The following is an 18,449-nucleotide window of genomic DNA, read 5'->3' on the forward strand; positions in this document are numbered from 1 at the left end:
TCGAGACGCTTGAGATGTCATGTGACCCCTGGCGATGAGGAGAGAACGGTCTTTGACGGAGCACCGCGCCAACTATTGGCCACCGCGAGTTCGTTGGTTTCGATGGGCTTGTCTTCGCGTTCACCATCCAGGCGACATTCTTGGTCGCCACCTTCGCGGCAGCAGACAGCGGAATGTTCAGGGCTGCTCACCCGCATCGAACGGAGCGCGCAGATCAACTGAACGGCGGCGATCAAGACGGATTCCGGCCCACGAACAGTTCGATGCCGCGAATTTCCGGGCCGGCCATCATACGCTTGCGGCGTCATGGTGAGATATTGCGCCGCGCAGGCCCTCGCTGTTGCGGCTCCTGCCAATCGATCGAACCGTTATGAGCTTCGTACAGCATTGCAAGGACTACCCGCATCTACCTGGCTTTTGGCCTTGCAGCAGACTGCGCGAAAATGCCGGCTGCTGGCCGGCACGAGCTTCTCAAAGAGACGGCGCTATGTTTCACGTTCGCGAGTGCCACCACGATGTCTTCTTGCACGCTTACAGCAATCACCGTGCCAACCCGTGCACCTCGCTCCACAAATTCCGAATACATTGACAAAATCGCGATGAACTCCTCATCGCAAGTGTATTGAACCTGACAGCGCTTGGACGGCTGTCGGACACCAGACGGCGAAGAGCCAGCCGCCACTCACAATGGGGCAATGAGCATAGGGATATTGAATCGCGGAGATTAATCCAAAGTGCCACATAGGTCGGCTTCACGCCCTGAACAGCGCGACAAGCGCTTTGGGGGGCGCTAGCATGATTGATCTCGTTCGCTGACGTAATTTGTCGCTTGTGACAACTACGCGCTAAGCAGTCGCCTCAACGCCGTCGAACACGACCATATGGCGGGATCTGGACGCATTCGCAGCCCCTTTCGATGCGCCTGACAATCGCGGCCAACTCCGGCCATCGATCGATGGCCATGACGCGGTCTAGGGAACATGCAGTCCCCGATGCTCGTGAGCAATCGCAGAACGCCATGGACCAGAACGCGCGGCTCGCGGGCTGAAATACCTCGCTACATTTTGCGCGCTCGCGCGAGTGCCTCATGGTGTTGGTACATCTTGGACCGTTTCGCTCGCTCCAGATCAAGCCTCACGGGCAAGTGCAGCAAGATCGGCTTCGAGCTTCGGCTGATGCTTGAAAATCGCGTCTATCAACGCCTGAGCGGGTTGCTCGCCGGCCTCGACCAGCGCTGCCTTCTCAGCCCGCGCAGAGGGAGCGAACACTCGCTTGACGACGGTCGGCGATCCCTTGAGGCCGCATTTGGAGACGTCTTCGATACCGGCATCGTTTGCACTCCATTTCACGATTTTGGCACGCGCGGCACGCAAGGCATCCGCCATCGCGCCTCGCCGAATCTGATTCGTTGCCTCAAGCATGGTGACGAGACAGGGCAGCTTCGTGTGCAGCACCTGGACGCCACCTTCGGAGCGTCGTTCTGCTTCAATTGTATCGGCGGCGAGATCTAAGGATCTCACTTTCGCAACGTAGGTTAGCTGCAATACGCCCAGCCGCTTTGCGATGCCGGGCCCAACCTGCGCGGTATCGCCGTCGATGGTCTGCTTCCCCGTGAAGATGAGGTTTGTCGGGCCATATTCCTTCCCAATTTTTCGGATGGCTGTTGCAAGTGCATACGTTGTGGCCAGGGTGTCGGAGCCCGCAAAGCAGCGATCGGTGAGCAGGACGGCGCGATCGGCGCCGTAAGTCAGCGCCTTTCGCAAAGAATCTTCCGCCGATGGCGGTCCCATTGTAAGCACCGTAATTTCGCCGCCGAACCGATCGCGCAGCTCCAGCGCGGCCTCGAGGGCGAAGAGGTCGTATGGGTTAATGATGGTCGGCACTCCCTGCCGCATGATCGTATTCGTCACGGGGTGCACGCGGATCTGCGCCGAGTCCGGAACCTGTTTGATGCAGACGACATTGTGCACGGTGTTGCTCCCAAAAGCTGCGACAGCTGCGGAGAGCACAGCAAGTGTTGTACCATCACCCTCCCTTTTGGGATCGGCTTGCCATCACAGAGGCTTAGACCGGGTAATGCGCGCCTCTAGCCCGCTCCCCGACGAACGAATGCTACATTGTCAGGACTGCGACAGCGCTTTTCAGCAGGGTTCGCCAGCTGAGTGAGGCCAGGACGGCTTGCGACAGATCACCCCGCCAATCACCAGCGGCCGGCCGACAGGGTGACGTCCAATGAGCATTGCCGCTCCTAGTCCGAGCTTGACCGACGGATAGTCATGACGCTTGTTGTCCGCAACCGCCTGTTCGCGATTGCATGGCCCGCAGGTGACGCTAGGTATGTCATTGTGGGCAAGTTCCCTTTCACCGAACCAGGTGAGCCCACCTTTCGACAGCAGTCCCGCAAGCGGGCGCGCTGATTTCGCTGGGGGCCAAGTTGCCCCCGTGGGTGGACCCATTTCCTTCAGATTGCGTGAGATTGCCTATAGCAGATCGCGTTCCGACCGATGTTGTCGTTCAGAACCGCTTTATCTCTATTCCATATTTCCTCAGCGCGTAGCCAATCTGGCGCGGCGTTAGTCCGAGCAGGCGCGCTGCTTTTGCCTGTACCCAGCCAGATCTTTCCATGGCGGCAATGACCCGTTCGCGATCGGCCATCCTAGCGCCACTGACGAGAACTGTGCCGGGAGGACCCAGTGAGGCCAGTTCGCCGCCGACAGACTGGACCGGCTGGGTCGCATCCGCTAGCGGAATGGTGGACTTTGCGGGCACCGATGGCATGGCTGCGGGCTGGTCCGGTCTCTCGTCGGAGGTGCCTTTCCACAGCATCGCTGAAAGGCACTGGCCGTGGCAGCATGCAAAGTCACTTCTCACAATCGATGATCCGGCGCACAGCGTCGCTGTACGCTCGATGCAGTTCTCGAGTTCGCGGACATTTCCTGGAAAGCCGCAGTTCATCAGTACATCGATCGCACTCGCCTCCAAGGTCAGAGTACGGCCGTTCTCGTTATTGAAATTTCTGAGGAACTCCCTCGCAAGCAGCGGAATATCACTGCGTCTTTCGCGCAAGGGCGGCAATAGCAAGGGGACTACACTGATGCGATAGTAAAGGTCCGCGCGGAACTCGCTCCTTGCGACAGCCTCTTCAAGGTTCTTGTTGGTCGCAGCTATCACTCGAACATCGACCTTAACAGTCTGGTTGCTGCCCACGCGCTCGAACTCCTGCTCTTGGAGAACGCGCAGCAACTTCGCCTGGAACGGAGCTGAGATCTCGCCGATCTCGTCAAGAAACAGCGTTCCTTTGTCCGCAAGTTCGAAGCGTCCCTTGCGCGAGCTGAACGCACCGGTAAAGGCGCCTTTCTCATGTCCGAACAATTCGGATTCCAGGACGGTCTCAGGAAGCGCCGCGCAATTCAGCTTAACGAACGGGCGCCTGGCGCGGGACGATGATTCGTGAATGGCCTTGGCTACGAGTTCCTTTCCGGTACCGGATTCGCCTCGCAGCAGAACCGTGCTGTTAGATCTCGCTACAACGGCAATCTTCTCGAGCAGCCCACGCAGGGCCGGACTGTCGCCAATGATCCCATGGGCGTGTAGCTTCTTGCGCTCCCGAGCGGGTTGCCTGAGGTCCAGTACTTGCTTCTGCAGCCGGTCTTTCTCCGTCATCAGCCGTTCGCGATCGGAGACGAACAAGCGATGTAACTTCACTGTTTGTCCCACCAGATTGCCGATCATGGCGAGCAGTCGCGCATCGTACTCGAGCCGGAGACTCGACCTGTCGTCCCGGATACGGTCAACCGTCAGCGTACCTACGACCTTCGGATCAATACGAATCGGCACCCCGATGAACGACACCGGCATATCATCAGAGGCGCCGAGCACTTCCCGGTCGGCAGCGCTGAATACCGGATCGGTGGCCACGTTCTCGACGACCAGAGGCCTGTCTGTCGCGATGATCTGGTCGATTGCCGTCCGCGGCAGTCGCATCCGGTAACGTTCGTCGCTGCCTTCGCTCCAGCCCGCGCCCACTGTAATGTCCGGCATGCCGTCGTCATCGAACAGTGAGACGATGCCGTGTCGCATCTGCACAAACGACTGCAGAAGATCAAGAACGTTGGCCAACGTGACCTCGATCCGACAAGGAGCGGCGAGTATTTTCGATATCTCGAAGATGCCGGTCAGCGCGCTCTCACGCAGCGGCTCGCCCGAGAGCTTACCCTCCGGCTCAGGTTGCGAGGCAGGACGTTCACGTGAGGAAGGTATATCCAGCATGAGGCGGGCTCCGTTCTCTTGATCATCCTCCCTGGTACCTTGTCCCGGTTGGCGAGCTTCGTTTTGCATGTCACTCTCGATCTAACGCCAAGTGTTGACGAGATGACATAGAACCGTGACACCTTTTCATGGCACGACGGTAAACTTACGGTGTGCTTTCATTCATTTTTGCGGATTGCGTGCGCGTCGTCAGCGGAGAACATAAGCACCGCTGCTGCAGCTCAAGTCAGCTCGTCGCCAAGGCCGGGCGATTCACAGATGTTGCCCACCATTGATCGGCACCTCGGCCCCCGTGACATAGCTCGCCGCATCCGAGCACAGGAAGAAGATGACCCTGGCCACTTCATCCGGGGTTCCCACTCTGCGAAGCGGGATACTTGGCACGAGACGCGCTTCTGTGTCGGGCGATAACATGTCCGTCCTGATTTCGCCGGGCGCGATCGCATTCACGCGAATGCCATGCGGCGCATAATCGTGGGCCATTTCGCGTGTGAGGCTCGCAAGCGCAGCTTTCGACGTCGCATAGGCACTGCCGGCAAACGGGTGCACCCGCGAGCCCGCAATGGAAGTCACATTCACGATCGAACCTGACGCGGCTCTTAGCTCGTCAAACAACCCCTGGGCCAACAGGATCGGGGCCACCAGATTGAGATGGAACACCTTCATCCAGGTCTCGATTGACGTCGTCAACGACGTCATCCGATCGCCAGCGGGCGTTTTCGGCGAGACACCTGCATTGTTCACCAGCGCGTGCAAAGGTGCACCGGCCAAGCGGTTCTTGACCTCAGTGATCGCGCGCGGCAGCATTCGATGATTGCTGAGGTCGATCTGGACATGATCTTCGTTGCCTGCCTCCCAAGGGCATCGCTCGCCGTCGAACGGTTGACGCGCGCAAGAGATGATGCGCCAGCCCGCCTCCGAGAACAACTTGGCGGTCGCATGACCAATTCCGCGCGATGCTCCGGTGAGCAACATCGCCTTCTGTTCTCTGCCATGAACACGGGCTTTATCGGCCTGAAAGGAGCAACCCAAATGTGTTTCGGGCGCCGGGCCTTTGATCAGATCGTCATTTGGCAGATCAAAACCCACGCCCGCCTCCTCTCCTGCTGCGTGCCGCACGCGTAGCAGGATTTGGGCCAGTGCGATGCATGTAAATCCGCTTCCGTTTTGCGTCCTAATGTCGCGCACGCGGAATGCTTGGTGGATTCAAGACACAGTGCGTGTGCTTTGTGACAGCGATGGTTCATCAGCTACGCAATGTCGCGAGCACACTCGCCTTCGTGAAGGCAAGGCTGCGAGCCGCGCTCTCTTTCCCGATCGCACAACCGGAAGCCAAAAGATGCCCAGCGCCTCTCGTCGTGGCAAAGATCGATCAGGATAGCGGCCGCCGCCAGTAGCGCCTCAGCTCGAAAGCTGACGTTACCAGCCTCGTACGTTAGATTCGTCGGCAACGATGCCGACTTCATCGCGCCCTGCTCGGCTGTATCCAGCACTGCACATCGGCGGCCGGATTGATTCCGGACCACGACCTGGCGTACTGGATGTTCTTCAAAATAGTGGATCTCGAGAGCGCCCGTCCGCACCAGGCAGTGTCCGACCGCCACGCCGGAACTCGCCGGCTGAACGGAGAACCTTTCGATATGTTCACCGCGATCGACCACCAATTAGTTCGCTTCGACTTGCGCCCCCCTACGCGAAGACGTTTACACCTGTTTACCGGGGCGGCAGCACCTTAAGGTCATTGTTGCCGACGTCGCGCTTCGGCGGAAGACGTTCGAATCCCGCGTCGCTCTGTTCTCCGGTGGAAGTTCGCGACAGAGCCTCACTCTGGGCAGACAATTGCCGCCCCGAGAAGATCTGCCAATACTGCTGGATGCAAAAAGCGGCAATCAGATCGATTAGACGGGCCACAACTTTCATGAACCCACGAGCTCTTGCGAGGATTCTTCAATCAGGATCAATCGGCTCGGATCATTCAAATCAAATTCTATAACGCGTGGGGCAAAGAGACGCGCATAACGTGTGAAGGCGCTCGTCGGGGGAAAGCGGATCACGGTGTCGCAGCGCGCAAGGAGATACATATCGATGAGGGCGGAAACGCCACCCTCGGCTCCGAGCGCAGCGTTGTGCAATGGGCCGGCCTCAGGTGCCTGGAACCGTTTTGGGATCGTGAAAACATCAGGAAATATAGTCGATACCTTCTCAAGGACGAGCGCGCTGTCGGTGCACAGGAAAGCCTTCACGGGTTTTGCGTGGGGTAACCCCCTAGCCTTATCAACGGCATTACAGACTTGTCGCAAGGCGCGCTCCGGGTCAGCCCAGTAAGGAGCATGCCCCATAATGTCCTCGCCGTTGCCATGCCGGACATGGATGCCGATTACGCTGTACGATTCAAAGTGCTCGCGGTAGATAGCATCAATCCGAGCCTGAATGTCAGCTCGTGGCTTGATGCTCCGAAAGATTTCTCGTTCGGCCTCCTGATCGCAGCGCCACATCAGGCAGGCGTCACACACAACCGTGTTAGCGTCACTATCTTTCCGACTCTGGAACAGTTGATCGAGTTCGTCGCGTTCCCGGAAAATCTGCTCGTCCGGTCGATAGACGCAATCGATGGATGGCTTGTTCCACCATGCCGGGAAGAATGGTCCCGGAAATGAACACTGATTGATCTCGTCGTCGCAAATCACCCGCACGCCAGCAATGTCGTGAACCGGCTCGAAAAAGACTGGAAAGGCATTAGTGAATGGCTCATCGAGATAACAAGATCCCCGCCAATCAATGGCTAGCGTCCGTCCAGTCTGCTTTGCAAAACGCCAGGCTGCCGCCAGTGACCACAGGCAATCGCCGAACCCCGTACGTCGCCGGGAAACTACGAACCGGTCATCTCTCAAACCGCTAAGCATCTGCATTGCCTCTTCCGGGGCTCCTGTTTGGACAAGAGACGTCACTGCAAACGTCTCACTCATCTGGTCCGACGCCATGGCCTGAAATCGCGGTGCCGGCGAGCTGCGTCGGTAGAACTTCATAGCAGCGCTATCCCTGGTGTGCCGCGTTCTTTGCGTATTTTCTTCAGCGGTGTTGCGTCGGCGCACCCGATTTCAGTCGGATGCCGATGCCGCCCTGTGCGTCGGATGGCCTGGCCGCCCACACATGCGGGCGATAGCGGCGAACGTACTATAACCCTCAAGCCATGCAGCAGCTGCTGTGTCAGGTTGAATAGTCTCAAGCTGTCGCAAAAGAGCACCGTGAGATGGCTTCAATTCACTTCGGCGCTTTTGCGAAATTTCATGTCAACGCAGCAGGCGCCGCCGAAGCAGCATTGTCGAGATGAAGAAGGGGAATACCGCGTACAAGCACAGGGCACCGACATGCAGCGCAGCGTCGCCGACGCCGCGCTCAAGCATCACCGGACGAATGAGGCCGACCGAATGCGCGAGCGGCAATAAGCCGGCGAGGTGCTGAAATGAGCTAGGCAGTTGGGTTATCGGGAAGACCGCGCCACAAAGAAACACCATGGGCGTAAGAATGAGCGACTGGTAAAACACGAAGTAATCGTAAGTTGGCGCGATAGCTATGACGACCATTGCCAGGCTAGCAAAGACAAGGCCAGTAAGGGCGATTGTTGGTATAGCACAGAAAATGGACGTCCAGGACGCATAACCCAGCATGGCAGCCACAATCCCAATTGCTGTCCCGGCCAGAACGGACTTACTAGCCGCCCACACCAATTCACCTAGCACGATATCGCCAAGCGTGAGCTGTGTGAACAGGACTGCCTCCCAGGTGCGCTTGGCGTCCATGCGAGCAAAGGCCGCATATAGGGTTTCAAAGGTCGCGGATGTCATGGCGCTGATCGCGACCATACCCGCCGCCAGAAATGCGATGTACGAAGTCCCCTCAACCTGCCCCATGATGAGTCCGAGGCCAAAGCCGAGGCCAAACAGATTAGTCATGGGATCTGCGAGGTTGCCGAGAAGCGATGCAAGCGCGACTTTCCTCCATGCCAGGAAATTTCGGCGCCACACCGCGATCCAGTTGTATGCGTTAGCGGGCATGACCGCGGCATAACGTTCACCCATCGCTCATTTCTCCATCTCTCGCCCGGTCAAACGCAAAAACACGTCCTCGAGATTGGGCGGGCGCTGCAGAATGCGAAGGTCCGCTCGCCCGCGCAGGTGCACGCGTACCTGCTCCGGGTGTGGCGCATAACAAAAAAGCGTTTCTCCACTCACTTCGATGTGCCGGGCATAGGGCCTGATCAACTCACGGAGTTGAAGTGGATCACCGCCATAAATTTCGATGACGTTGCAACCGATATGCTCGTCTATCAACGCGTCGGGCTTGCCTTCGGCGATCTTGCATCCACTCTCAAGCACGCACAGCCGGTCGCACAGGCGTTCGGCTTCTTCCATGAAGTGAGTTGTCAACAGGATCGTTTTGCCGCGCGCAAGTAGAACTCGCAGGCGTTCCCAAATCAGGTGGCGTGCATGTGGATCGAGACCAGTTGTAGGCTCGTCCATCACGAGTAGATGTGGATCATTAATCAGAGCGCGCGCCAGCGTCAGCCGCCTCTTCATGCCACCGGACAGCTCGGAGACGCGCACGTCCGCCTTACTTTCGAGGCGGGCAAACTCGAGCAGCGATGGCGCGACCTCCTCGATCTTGCGAGCGCTCATGCCGAAATAGCGGCCAAATACGAGCAGATTCTCTCGCACGGTGAACTCGAGTTCAAGGTTATCGAACTGCGGCACCACGCCGATGCGCACACGCGCCACACGAGCGCGGGGAAGGCACAGGCTCATTGAGGACCGTAATCTTGCCCGCGTCCGGCGAAATCATGCCGAGGAGCATACGCGCAATCGTGCTCTTGCCAGCTCCATTTGGCCCAAGCAGGCCGAAGCATTCTCCGCGCTCAACCGAGAACGACAGTTCATTGACGATGACCTTGTCGCCAAATGACTTTTTCACATCGGCAAGATCGATCGCTACCGTGGACATGTTCATCTTAGGCTGAAAGAAGTCGTTCAGCAGACGATGGCTTCTCGACTACCGTTTTGGTCCAAAGCTGGCCATCGCACCACACATGCTCAACACGCCCCCATTGGCAGGCCGCGGCAGCATCCGGGAAGAATCCCCGTCCGTGGAGGTTGGCGCTCGTGTTGCAGAGCAGCGGAATCCCCGTGAGTTGCTCAAATTCGACGAGAAGCGCGGCGACCTTGTGCGGAGAGTTGCGGGAGATGGTCTGCAGCCGCGCCGAGCCGTCAAGATGGACCACAGCGGGGATAGATTGTCGCGCCATTCCGCGCGGGTCTGGTGATCGAACAGCATGTAAGGATCTGGCGTACCTGGGCTGAAAATTTCTTCCGCCCGGTCCTCCAGACAGATCGGCGCCACCGGCCGGAAGTGCTCGCGACGCTTGATGTCGTTGAGATGATCCTTCATTGCCGGGGAGGTCGGCGCTGCAAGAATGCTTCTGCCGCCCAACGCCCGCGGCCCCAGCTCGGCGCGCCCGGAAAGGAAGATGACCGGCTTGTTGTCGGCGAGAATCACCGCAAGTTCACGCAGACTGCATGGCGCCCCCTCCCAATCCGGCGGAAGCTCGCTGTCCTGCAGGGCCGGACCACTGTAGACTGACCATTCCAATGGCCCGAAGCCATTTTGCGCCGCCATCGCGCCGCAGGCAGCGCCGATTGCCGAGCCGCTGTCATTCGGAAACGGCGGCACCCAAACATCATCGAACAATCCCGCCGCACGAAGCGCGCTGTTCCACTTGATATTGAGACCGCAACCTCCGGCGATACATAGATTTCGCGCTCCCGGAAGCGACGAGTATCGCAGCAACACCACCGCCATTTCCTTGACAAGAAGACGTTCCACGAACACATGAAACGACGCAAGGACGTCCTCCGCTCGCTTGGCCGTCAGGCGCAATGCGCTTGCCTCGAAGAAGTCGTGCATAGCTGCAAGCGACGCTTCCGCATTGTTGATGTCAGCGCGGTATCGACGAGCCTGCTCCGTGTCAGCGGCGAAGCGCTTTTCGTAGAGCTCCTGAAAAACCGCCACGATGCTCTCATCGACAGAGCCAAGCGCGATGTAAGCCATCAGCTTGCCGGCGATGCCCAAATCCCAGTTTGAGCGGTTCGGCTGCCTATAAGGGCCGAAGTGAAGGCCCGCGGCAGCATAGGCATGGCCGATCATCGGAAACAGGGATGCAATCAGCCGTGCCCCCCGGGGTTCCACATAGTAAAGACGTGGAAAGATGCAGCCGTCCCATACCAGACAGAACGCGGGTTTTCCCGCGCTGGCAAAGGGACTGGTGCTATATGCTGACGCGACGTGGCCCGTGACGTGCGGGTAGCTCTTATATGGAAACACCTTGCCTCCGAGGATCAGGCCAAAGCCGTCGACCGAATCAAGAAGGCCCTCAGCATGGCGCTCGACATATGGCGCCCCTTTCAGCGCGATCGGCACAGCGCCGCTTAGGACCTGGAACTGCGACTCAATCTCCCCATCCCAGCCGTCGATCACGAACTGATCGATATCCCGCGGATCCAGGCCATGCTCCGCCAGGGCGAGCACGACTGCATCGAGATTCTCGACGGATTGATAGCGTGGACTGTTGCCGCGCTTCTCTTGCTCGGTGCAAAAGACAAGCCGCCCGTCCTCGACGACAGCAATTGCCCCGTCATGTGTTAACTTGATGCCGCAGATGCGCATACGATCCCCTCGTCTAGTGACCGACGTTTGATTGTTCTGACGAATGACCCGGCTTCCGGAAGCGGACGATCAAGCAGTCTTCGTTGATCGACTCGGTGTGACAATGCAGACGCTCGACCTCCGATAGGCTCTCCTTGAAGAGAGCGATCACCGTTTCGGCACCAGCAGCATGGCCCCATCGTTGACATGGAGCATCACGTGCGGACCCGAAAACCAGAGCTCCATTTGGCGCAAGCATGCTCACGAGGTTGCGGATAGCCGCATGCATCTCGGCAATGTCCTTGAGATAGTAAAGAACCTCGGCGACGACGATCAAATCGAATTGCTCAGTGGTCGAGAACCGCTGAATGTCGCAGGTCACCCACGTGATATGTGACCACTTACTGGTCCGTAGTCGCGCTCGCTCAATCGCCTGGGGCATGACATCGACCACGGTGAGTCGTTCGCATAGCGGCGCCAGCATGCCGGTGAATGCACCGGCTGCACATCCGACTTCGAGGGCACACGCAACATCTCCATTGCAACGCGACATCCGGAGCATTTGCGCGTATCGCTCCTGCTCGAAAGAACTACTGTCGAGGCGCCATGGATCGTCGACAGCCAACTCACGCTCTAATAGGTGATGGTTTGCGTCCGAGGTCATGAGCTTATCACCTACTTGCAGGCAGTCGAACCATCGCGGCCGCAAACACTCTTTGTTGGCGTCAGGCTCGATTCACAGTACGAAAGTTCCTCCTTACGCATTGTTGCAGGCGCTCTCCATCTACTTGCAGCACTTCGTCCAACGTTCGGGTGCAGTATGACAGACTGGTTTTCCGCTCCGTCCGGCCCACTGGCGAGCTTGCGCGATAGCCAATCGCTGTTGCTCAACGTACAAAGCGCATAGGCCTTCAAGGGAAGTAAGAGAAAGATATTAATCGGTGTGTGGAGCGAGAAGCCGAGAAACCGCAGTTCGCGAGCACGAAAGGCTGCCACACTGCAGCGGATCATTGTCATTGCTGCAAGCGTCAATCCCGTCCACCAGGGTACTGAGCCGGCGATTAGGAGCTGTGCGAGCGCAGCCAGTGATGACAGGGCGAGAAGCAACGGGCCGAGATTTTGCCCGATAACGTCTAGCGTCAGATAGCCATCGAGCTCTGGCAGCAGGCGCAATGCAAGGAAGGTGTCCCGGAAGGTACTGCGCGCCCAGCGGAGTTGCTGGCGTAGATATGGCGCGAGGCTGTCCGGCACGACTGTTGCTGCGATCGCGTCCGGGACGTATTCGGTTCGAAATCCCGCCTTGAGCATGAGGATCGTTAGATGGCGATCCTCGCCGAAATCGCTCGGCTTCCCACGAAAGAATTGCGCTTCGTATTGATCAAGAAGCAAGGCGAGCGCGGTGCGACGATACATGGCACATGGGCCGCAGCAGCACATGACGGCACCGAAACGCGCCTGCGCCGCGCGCTCCTCGTTGCATGCCAACCAGTATTCCATATCAATTAGCCTGGTAAGCCAGGTTTGGCTGCGGTTGCTCGCTATCAACTGACCCATAGCCGCACCAATCTGCGGGTCGTCCATCTTCAATACGAGCTTCGTGACGACGTCGGCGGCAAGTATCGTATCGGAGTCAACGTTGAGGACCAGGTCACCGGATGAGCTGCGTATTGCGGCGATCTGCGCCTTGCGTTTTCCAACGTTATTTGCCAGCAAGATGATGCTGAACCTTGGATCGTTCGCATAGATCTTGTGTACAGGCGCGACACGGTCGCGATTTTTAGATCCATCGTCGACCACATAGACCTGTAGCTTTCCGGTGTAGTCTTGACTCGCAAGGGACTCCAGACATTGCGCGAGCGTGATTGGATCCTCGTTGAAGCACGGTACGATGATGTCTACACTGGGAAGGACCGCCTCCGAGCGTCCCAGGTTGCCCTGCAGCGATGGGTTCCTCGCCGGCTGGGCATAAAGCGCTTGCGCGCTCTTGTAGATCGTCGAGAGCAGTGCATAAGACGAAACAGCGACAGCACTGGTTGTAGCGAGCAGGTCCATTGGGTGTCAGTTTTTCAGTGAAGTTGAGGGAGTGGACGGATTACAAACCCGCGCCGTTGAAGTGCCGGGATCAGATGTGACAGCGCGATGGTGGTTTGATCGCGCAGCGTTGCATCAGTGCACGGTCGCTGCTCATCAGGAGGATATCCGTCGTGCAGGAGCACAATTGCACCCGGGCGAACGCTCGCCAGTACTGAATTCACAATTCTATCGACCCCGGGGCGGGACCAATCTCTCGGATCGACCGACCAGTGCACAGCTGTAAGGCCAGCGCTCGCTGACATAGCGAGCACCTCTTGTGTCCACTTGCCGTAAGGTGCTCGCATGTGTCTCGGTGAGGCCTGCGGGCATGCCGAACGGATCGCCTCACTCGCCGTCACAATTTCATCGCGTACCTCTGCTGGTCCGCATCTCGATAGATCCGGATGCGTCATCGTGTGGTTCGCAACCTCGTGCCCTTCCGCAATCATTCGTCGAATGAGTTCAGGTTGTTCGCCAGCGTACGTGCCGATCACGAAGAACGTCGCCGGAACCCGATGTTCCGCCAGCACATCGAGCACCTCTGGCGTGCAAAATGGATTTGGTCCATCATCAAAGGTCAAATAGACGGGGCGACTTCCGCTCACGTCAGCGTAGTCGCAACGGACAGCAGATAGCCCGAAAAGCTCTTTCACAACTCAGGCCCGTTCCGATCGATCATCGTCCCGGCCGGCCATTCGCTTATCGAGCGCCCAACCGGGAAAACAACGACGACCACGTCTTCGGTGCGGATCGGCGACAAATTGGGATAGACATCCGGAAGCGTGGAGCGGACGCGAAGCCCAGACATGAGGGTGGCGAGCCCCTGCCTTTCGACCAATCGGGTCATATGTTTCGCGAGCGCAGGCCGAACCGCACCAAAGCCGAATGGCACCCCAAGCTCATGCAGTATCGGATACGTCACGCGCATTGCGTGGCTGATTCCAAGCCCTTCGAGATCCGGGCGCACCGCATACAAGCCCAGTTCGGCAACGAGTAGATCGACCCCACCAATCTTGATGAAGCGGCGTAGTAGCCCGACATGAGCAGCGACCCCGCGCGCGTCATAACCGATAATGCGCAACTCAGGCCTCGCCCCGGCCCAACTTCGGTTGCCCTCAAATGGCTGCGCATTGAACGCACCGGTCGGCCCGTAACTGTTGCGGAAGAACTCGGCGAGTTCGGCATGATCGGAGAGCTGCAATTCGCTTTCCCAGCGACGGCTCCACTGCACTTGAGCGCGTGCCGACGGAGCGTCCGCAGTCCGGGATACCGCAATGTTCATGGCGAGCTTCCTTGCGCCGGTGGAATTAAGAGCGGAGATGGTCACGTGAACTGGCTAGTCGTCGAACCGCTGATCATTACTGAAATGCGCTGCCATGCTGCGGAGCTCGGCACCCCGCGGCGCGCGCGCTTTTGCTCGCGAGGACGCGATCGCATGGTTCGCGCTCGTCATCCGGCCAATGACCTGCGCGAGATATCCTGGAAGATGCGGACGAGACGATTGGACTAGCCAGAACCTGTCTGCACCACGGAGCTTTTCCGCCTCGTCTAGCATCGCTGTCGACGTTTCGACGTCTGCGGGCAGGCTCTCAATGCGCGGGGCCTGATCGATGGCGCATCCGAGTGGCATCAGATCACACTGGTTCTTATGCATCTTCGACACGCCCTGAATGCGGTGGACAGGTGAGCCATTTGGAGACCCGCCTGAATTACTTGGCATCCGCAATCTGCGCCTGCCGCTATTACGCGACACTAGAATGCGGCTGAGCGAGCCCTCAAGTGTACGCGGGTAAACCTGCAATATGGAAACGGATGAAACACGCATACCAACGTTTATTGAGGTCTGCCTGGCGTCTCGATTCAGCGGGCTTTGCACCGATAAGAAACGACGCGGCTTGCACGGCGCGCCCATAGCCGCCCTCGAAGCGGATGCGCCGGCCGCTCGCACGTCCAGCAGTTTTTCTCTGAGCCCGCGTGAACGAGCAGCAGCCATGGTGGTATGCCTGATTACTTTTCCAAACTGATGTTTGCTATCCAACATCGCGAAGTTTGGTAAAATCGATTGTTCCGATGGAACACATCCACACGATGGATAGACTCACAACATGCGGTTCAAGGGACTTGATCTAAACCTTCTCGTTGCGCTCGATGCTCTGATGACGGAGCGCAACCTCACAGCGGCGGCGCGCAAAATTCACCTAAGCCAGCCCGCTATGAGCGCTGCGATTGCGCGGCTGCGCACCTATTTCCATGATGAACTATTTACCATGAGAGGTCGCGAGCTCGTCCCGACACCTGGCGCGGAGGCGCTTGCAGGTCCGGTTCGCGAGGCCCTGCTGCACATCCAACTCTCGATTATATCGCGGGACGCGTTCGACCCTACTCAGTCGAGCCGACGCTTCAGGTTCATTCTCTCCGATTTCATGACGATCGTCTTTCTTCGCAAGATTGTGGACCGTATTGCAAAGGAAGCTCCGGCGGTGCGCTTCGAGTTGCTGCCATTTTCCGATGAATCCGATGAGCTGCTCCGCCGGGGCGAAGTCGACTTTCTCATTCTGCCGGAGCTGTTCATGTCGAGCGCGCATCCTAAGGCGATGCTGTTTGACGAGACCCTCGTATGCGTGGGATGCCGCGAGAACAGGAAGCTATCGCGGCAGCTGACGTTCGAGAAATATATTTCTATGGGGCACGTTACGGCGAAGTTCGGGCGCGCGCTCAGACCAAACCTCGAGGAATGGTTCCTGCTTGAGCACGGCGTCAAGAGACGCATTGAGATCGTTGTGCAGGGCTTTAGCCTGATTCCGCCCATATTGCTGGACACAGGCCGTATCGGCACAATGCCCTTACGACTCGCCAAACACTTCGAAAAGCGGATGCCACTGCGAATAGTCGAACCACCGCTCCCCCTGCCCACATTCACAGAGGCTGTGCAGTGGCCTGCGTTCCACAATACCGACCCGGCGAGCATTTGGATGCGGCGGATATTGCTGGAGGAAGCATCCAACATGGCATCTGGGCATCAGGAGCCTCCCACTCGCAGGCGCTGCTAGGCTCACCATAAGCGGCTCTCGGCACGTTCAAGATACGCTATCATTCGACGTGCTCCGCCACTTTCGCGACTTCGAGACGTGACAGGAGCGGAGCTAGCAGAGGCGGCGATCGGTTGCGAAGACTTGCCGAGTGCTGCGCGTGGTGACCTAGCAGGTGAGGTTTGATGCGCTTGCACTACCAACAGGCGACGCCTGCCACTATCGCGGCAGAATACACCTCCCCCAGTCCGCTAATCTTTGGCTTGCTCATAAAAAACGCTTGAACCGCACATTACGTCAGGTTGTAGGTTGGCCGCCGCGACTAACGCTGAGCTACGCGGCCGTCGGCTGGGCGCTTTGGCTAACTCACGGCACTGGCCGGACACTGGGTTGGTTTGCCATTAACCAAGACCGGGCCCCGTTGCTTGGCTCGCCGGAAGCGGCCAGGACGATCGACTTCGGAACTCCTGACGGTTTCCGGACGCTGCTCGTCGGCCTACCGCCTTGCTCTCCATTGTTGCGGTCATTTTACGAGCGTCTTTTCGCGATCGCAGGATCGGAAACGATGTCCATTTGGGCAAGCCAATAGGACCTCTCCCGACGCAGCGGTCATCGCTCGTTGTATGGGCCGCAATTACGTTCATGCGGGATAAGTAAACATGCGCTTCAAAGGTCTGGATCTAAATCTTCTCGTCGCGCTGGATGCTCTCATGACCGAGCGCAACCTCAGCGCAGCGGCACGCAAGATTAACCTTAGTCAGCCGGCCATGAGCGCAGCCGTTGCCCGACTCCGTTCCTATTTCCGTGATGAGCTGTTTGGGATGAGGGGGCGGGAACTTGTCCTGACCTCACGCGCGGAAGGACTCGCAGCTCCTGTGCGCGAGGCTCTAACGCACATTGAGTCCTCAATTATCGCGCGGGACGTGTTTGATCCAGCTCGATCAAGCCGGCGATTCAGGATCGGCCTTTCTGATTTTATATCAGTCGTATTCTTCCGAAATGTCGTGGAGCGCGTCGCGCGAGAAGCACCAGCCGTCAGCTTTGAACTGGTGGCGCTCACCGATGAGCACGATGAGCTTCTCCGCCGCGGCGAAGTCGATTTTGTTATCTTGCCGGAATTATTCATGTCTCGCGTGCACCCCATGGCGTGCCTATTCGAGGAGAGACTCGTCTGCGTAGGTTGCCGCACGAACACCCAACTACTGCGGCGGCTTACATTTGATCGATATATGTCGATGGGCCACGTGGCGGTTAAGGTCAAAGGTGCGCGCAAGACGCCGGTCGAAGACTCATTTTTGCTCGATCTCGCTCTCAATCGACGCATCGACATTTTCGTGCAGAGCTTCAGCATGATCCCGCCCCTGCTGGTAGGCACAAGCCGCATAGGGTCGATGCCATTAGGGCTCGTAAAACATTTCCAAAGAACAATGCCCCTTCGGATTGCCGAGCTTCCGCATCCATTCCCCACCTTCAGAGAGGCGGTCCAATGGCCCGTGCTTCACAATAGCGACCCGGAAAGCCTGTGGATGCGAGAGATATTGTTGCAGGAGGCTACCCGCATGGCAAATGGACAAGACCGCTCCGTCATCTGCACCTCGGAACGAGCGGATACTGCGGGAGATTTCGCATGATCTGTCTCGCCGTAAGAACGTTCGCAAGATCTGCGAAGCTCATATCCCAACGAACGCCCCAGCGCAGACAATTTAGGCTCGCCTCGCTCGAATTCGTCGTCGCTCTATAAAGATCGTCCTAGCGGAGGGCTATGATGACGACGTTGTGTAGGTCTTTCGCACGTTGACAATAAGCTCGCCGTGCGAGCGGCGTCGACTGTTGGCCGAGTTTTAGAGACGGGGACGTACGGAGCACCCGGCCGCCCGGCCCACCTGCCTCGATACAGCAGAATCGGCGCTCGGCTGCCCTCGTCAACTCTCCGAATCAGTAGTGGCTCCCGATGAGCGGAGGCGCTTCCCTTCTTCGGACCCGTGGTGGTCATCGACCGTGCGCATGAGTACGATCTCTTGCGCTGTCGAAGCATGCATCGCGCGCGCGTGTTGCCCTGTCGCATCACCTGCGAGTACATCGCGTCTTCGTCGCTCCGCGCCGCGGGTCTGACTTCTTTTGGCCCTATCGCAGCCAAACGTCTTGACGACGTGCGCTGCCATCACGCAAGACCAACAAGGAGCTGAACGTTGGAGCAATCTAGCGGCGTCTTCTATCCGGAAGAGCTTTCCGTCCTAGGACGTCTTTATGATCGTGCGATCACCGCGCTACCCCCATCGATGCGAAGTCCGGAAAATCGCACAGCCATCGCGAAACTCATCCTGGAGCGTACAGCGGCTGGCGAGGCTCGACTGGCATGCCTGACGAACTTGTTGATCACCA

15 protein-coding genes and 2 pseudogenes are annotated in these 18,449 nt (G+C 58.2%); 2 read left to right on the plus strand and 15 right to left on the minus strand.

The annotated features are described in order from the left end of the window. Positions 1-17: 17 nt before the first annotated feature. The 15 genes and pseudogenes from ACVWY3_RS22805 to ACVWY3_RS22875 all read right to left on the minus strand — a co-directional run bounded on the left by ACVWY3_RS22805 (position 18) and on the right by ACVWY3_RS22875 (position 14,692). Positions 18-236, minus strand: coding sequence for a hypothetical protein (locus ACVWY3_RS22805; RefSeq protein ID WP_456840488.1), 219 nt, complete (start codon positions 234-236; stop codon positions 18-20). 891 nt (positions 237-1,127) lie between these two features. Then, complete coding sequence (locus ACVWY3_RS22810; protein ID WP_456840489.1) at positions 1,128-1,970, minus strand: electron transfer flavoprotein subunit beta/FixA family protein; 843 nt, start codon at positions 1,968-1,970, stop codon at positions 1,128-1,130. A 544-nt stretch (positions 1,971-2,514) separates the two neighbouring features. Continuing rightward, entirely contained in the window at positions 2,515-4,338 is a 1,824-nt protein-coding gene (gene nifA / locus ACVWY3_RS22815) for a nif-specific transcriptional activator NifA (protein WP_456840490.1), read from the minus strand. A 183-nt stretch (positions 4,339-4,521) separates the two neighbouring features. Beyond that, the gene (locus ACVWY3_RS22820) at positions 4,522-5,358 is read right to left on the minus strand and encodes an SDR family NAD(P)-dependent oxidoreductase (protein WP_456840491.1); all 837 of its coding nucleotides are present in this window, start codon (positions 5,356-5,358) and stop codon (positions 4,522-4,524) included. Between the two features lie 161 nt (positions 5,359-5,519). After that, a complete protein-coding gene (locus tag ACVWY3_RS22825; protein ID WP_456840492.1) occupies positions 5,520-5,933 on the minus strand; it encodes a hypothetical protein in 414 nt (137 codons plus the stop codon). Positions 5,934-5,982: 49 nt separating this feature from the next. Further along, positions 5,983-6,189 carry a hypothetical protein gene (locus tag ACVWY3_RS22830; RefSeq protein WP_456840493.1) on the minus strand — a complete coding sequence of 69 codons (207 nt, stop codon included), beginning with the start codon at positions 6,187-6,189 and terminating at the stop codon, positions 5,983-5,985. Then, positions 6,186-7,295: a nodulation protein NodZ gene (locus ACVWY3_RS22835; RefSeq protein WP_456840494.1), complete on the minus strand. Its 1,110-nt coding sequence runs from the start codon at positions 7,293-7,295 to the stop codon at positions 6,186-6,188. Before ACVWY3_RS22835 ends, ACVWY3_RS22830 begins: the two co-directional genes overlap by 4 nt. 264 nt (positions 7,296-7,559) lie before the next feature. Then, entirely contained in the window at positions 7,560-8,348 is a 789-nt protein-coding gene (locus tag ACVWY3_RS22840) for an ABC transporter permease (RefSeq protein WP_456840495.1), read from the minus strand. 3 nt (positions 8,349-8,351) lie between these two features. Further along, positions 8,352-9,273 (minus strand): annotated as a pseudogene (gene nodI / locus ACVWY3_RS22845) (nodulation factor ABC transporter ATP-binding protein NodI). 1 nt (position 9,274) lies between these two features. After that, a pseudogene (gene nodU, locus ACVWY3_RS22850) lies at positions 9,275-10,986 on the minus strand (nodulation protein NodU). 13 nt (positions 10,987-10,999) lie between these two features. Beyond that, complete coding sequence (nodS, locus tag ACVWY3_RS22855) at positions 11,000-11,629, minus strand: nodulation methyltransferase NodS (RefSeq protein WP_456840496.1); 630 nt, start codon at positions 11,627-11,629, stop codon at positions 11,000-11,002. An 11-nt stretch (positions 11,630-11,640) separates the two neighbouring features. Then, positions 11,641-13,017: a chitooligosaccharide synthase NodC gene (gene nodC / locus ACVWY3_RS22860; protein ID WP_456840497.1), complete on the minus strand. Its 1,377-nt coding sequence runs from the start codon at positions 13,015-13,017 to the stop codon at positions 11,641-11,643. Between the two features lie 14 nt (positions 13,018-13,031). Continuing rightward, positions 13,032-13,691 (minus strand): chitooligosaccharide deacetylase NodB, encoded by a 660-nt coding sequence (gene nodB, locus ACVWY3_RS22865; RefSeq protein WP_456840498.1) that lies wholly within the window; start codon positions 13,689-13,691, stop codon positions 13,032-13,034. Further along, entirely contained in the window at positions 13,688-14,320 is a 633-nt protein-coding gene (locus ACVWY3_RS22870) for a NodA family N-acyltransferase (RefSeq protein WP_456840499.1), read from the minus strand. Before ACVWY3_RS22870 ends, nodB begins: the two co-directional genes overlap by 4 nt. A gap of 54 nt (positions 14,321-14,374) precedes the next feature. Beyond that, entirely contained in the window at positions 14,375-14,692 is a 318-nt protein-coding gene (locus ACVWY3_RS22875) for a hypothetical protein (protein WP_456840500.1), read from the minus strand. A gap of 451 nt (positions 14,693-15,143) precedes the next feature. Between ACVWY3_RS22875 and nodD1 the strand changes: the two genes are divergently transcribed. Further along, the gene (gene nodD1, locus ACVWY3_RS22880; RefSeq protein WP_456840501.1) at positions 15,144-16,088 is read left to right on the plus strand and encodes a transcriptional regulator NodD1; all 945 of its coding nucleotides are present in this window, start codon (positions 15,144-15,146) and stop codon (positions 16,086-16,088) included. Positions 16,089-16,726: 638 nt separating this feature from the next. Continuing rightward, the gene (locus ACVWY3_RS22885; protein ID WP_456840502.1) at positions 16,727-17,698 is read left to right on the plus strand and encodes a LysR family transcriptional regulator; all 972 of its coding nucleotides are present in this window, start codon (positions 16,727-16,729) and stop codon (positions 17,696-17,698) included. Positions 17,699-18,449: the final 751 nt, after the last annotated feature.

Source organism: Bradyrhizobium sp. USDA 4486 (assembly GCF_054057995.1).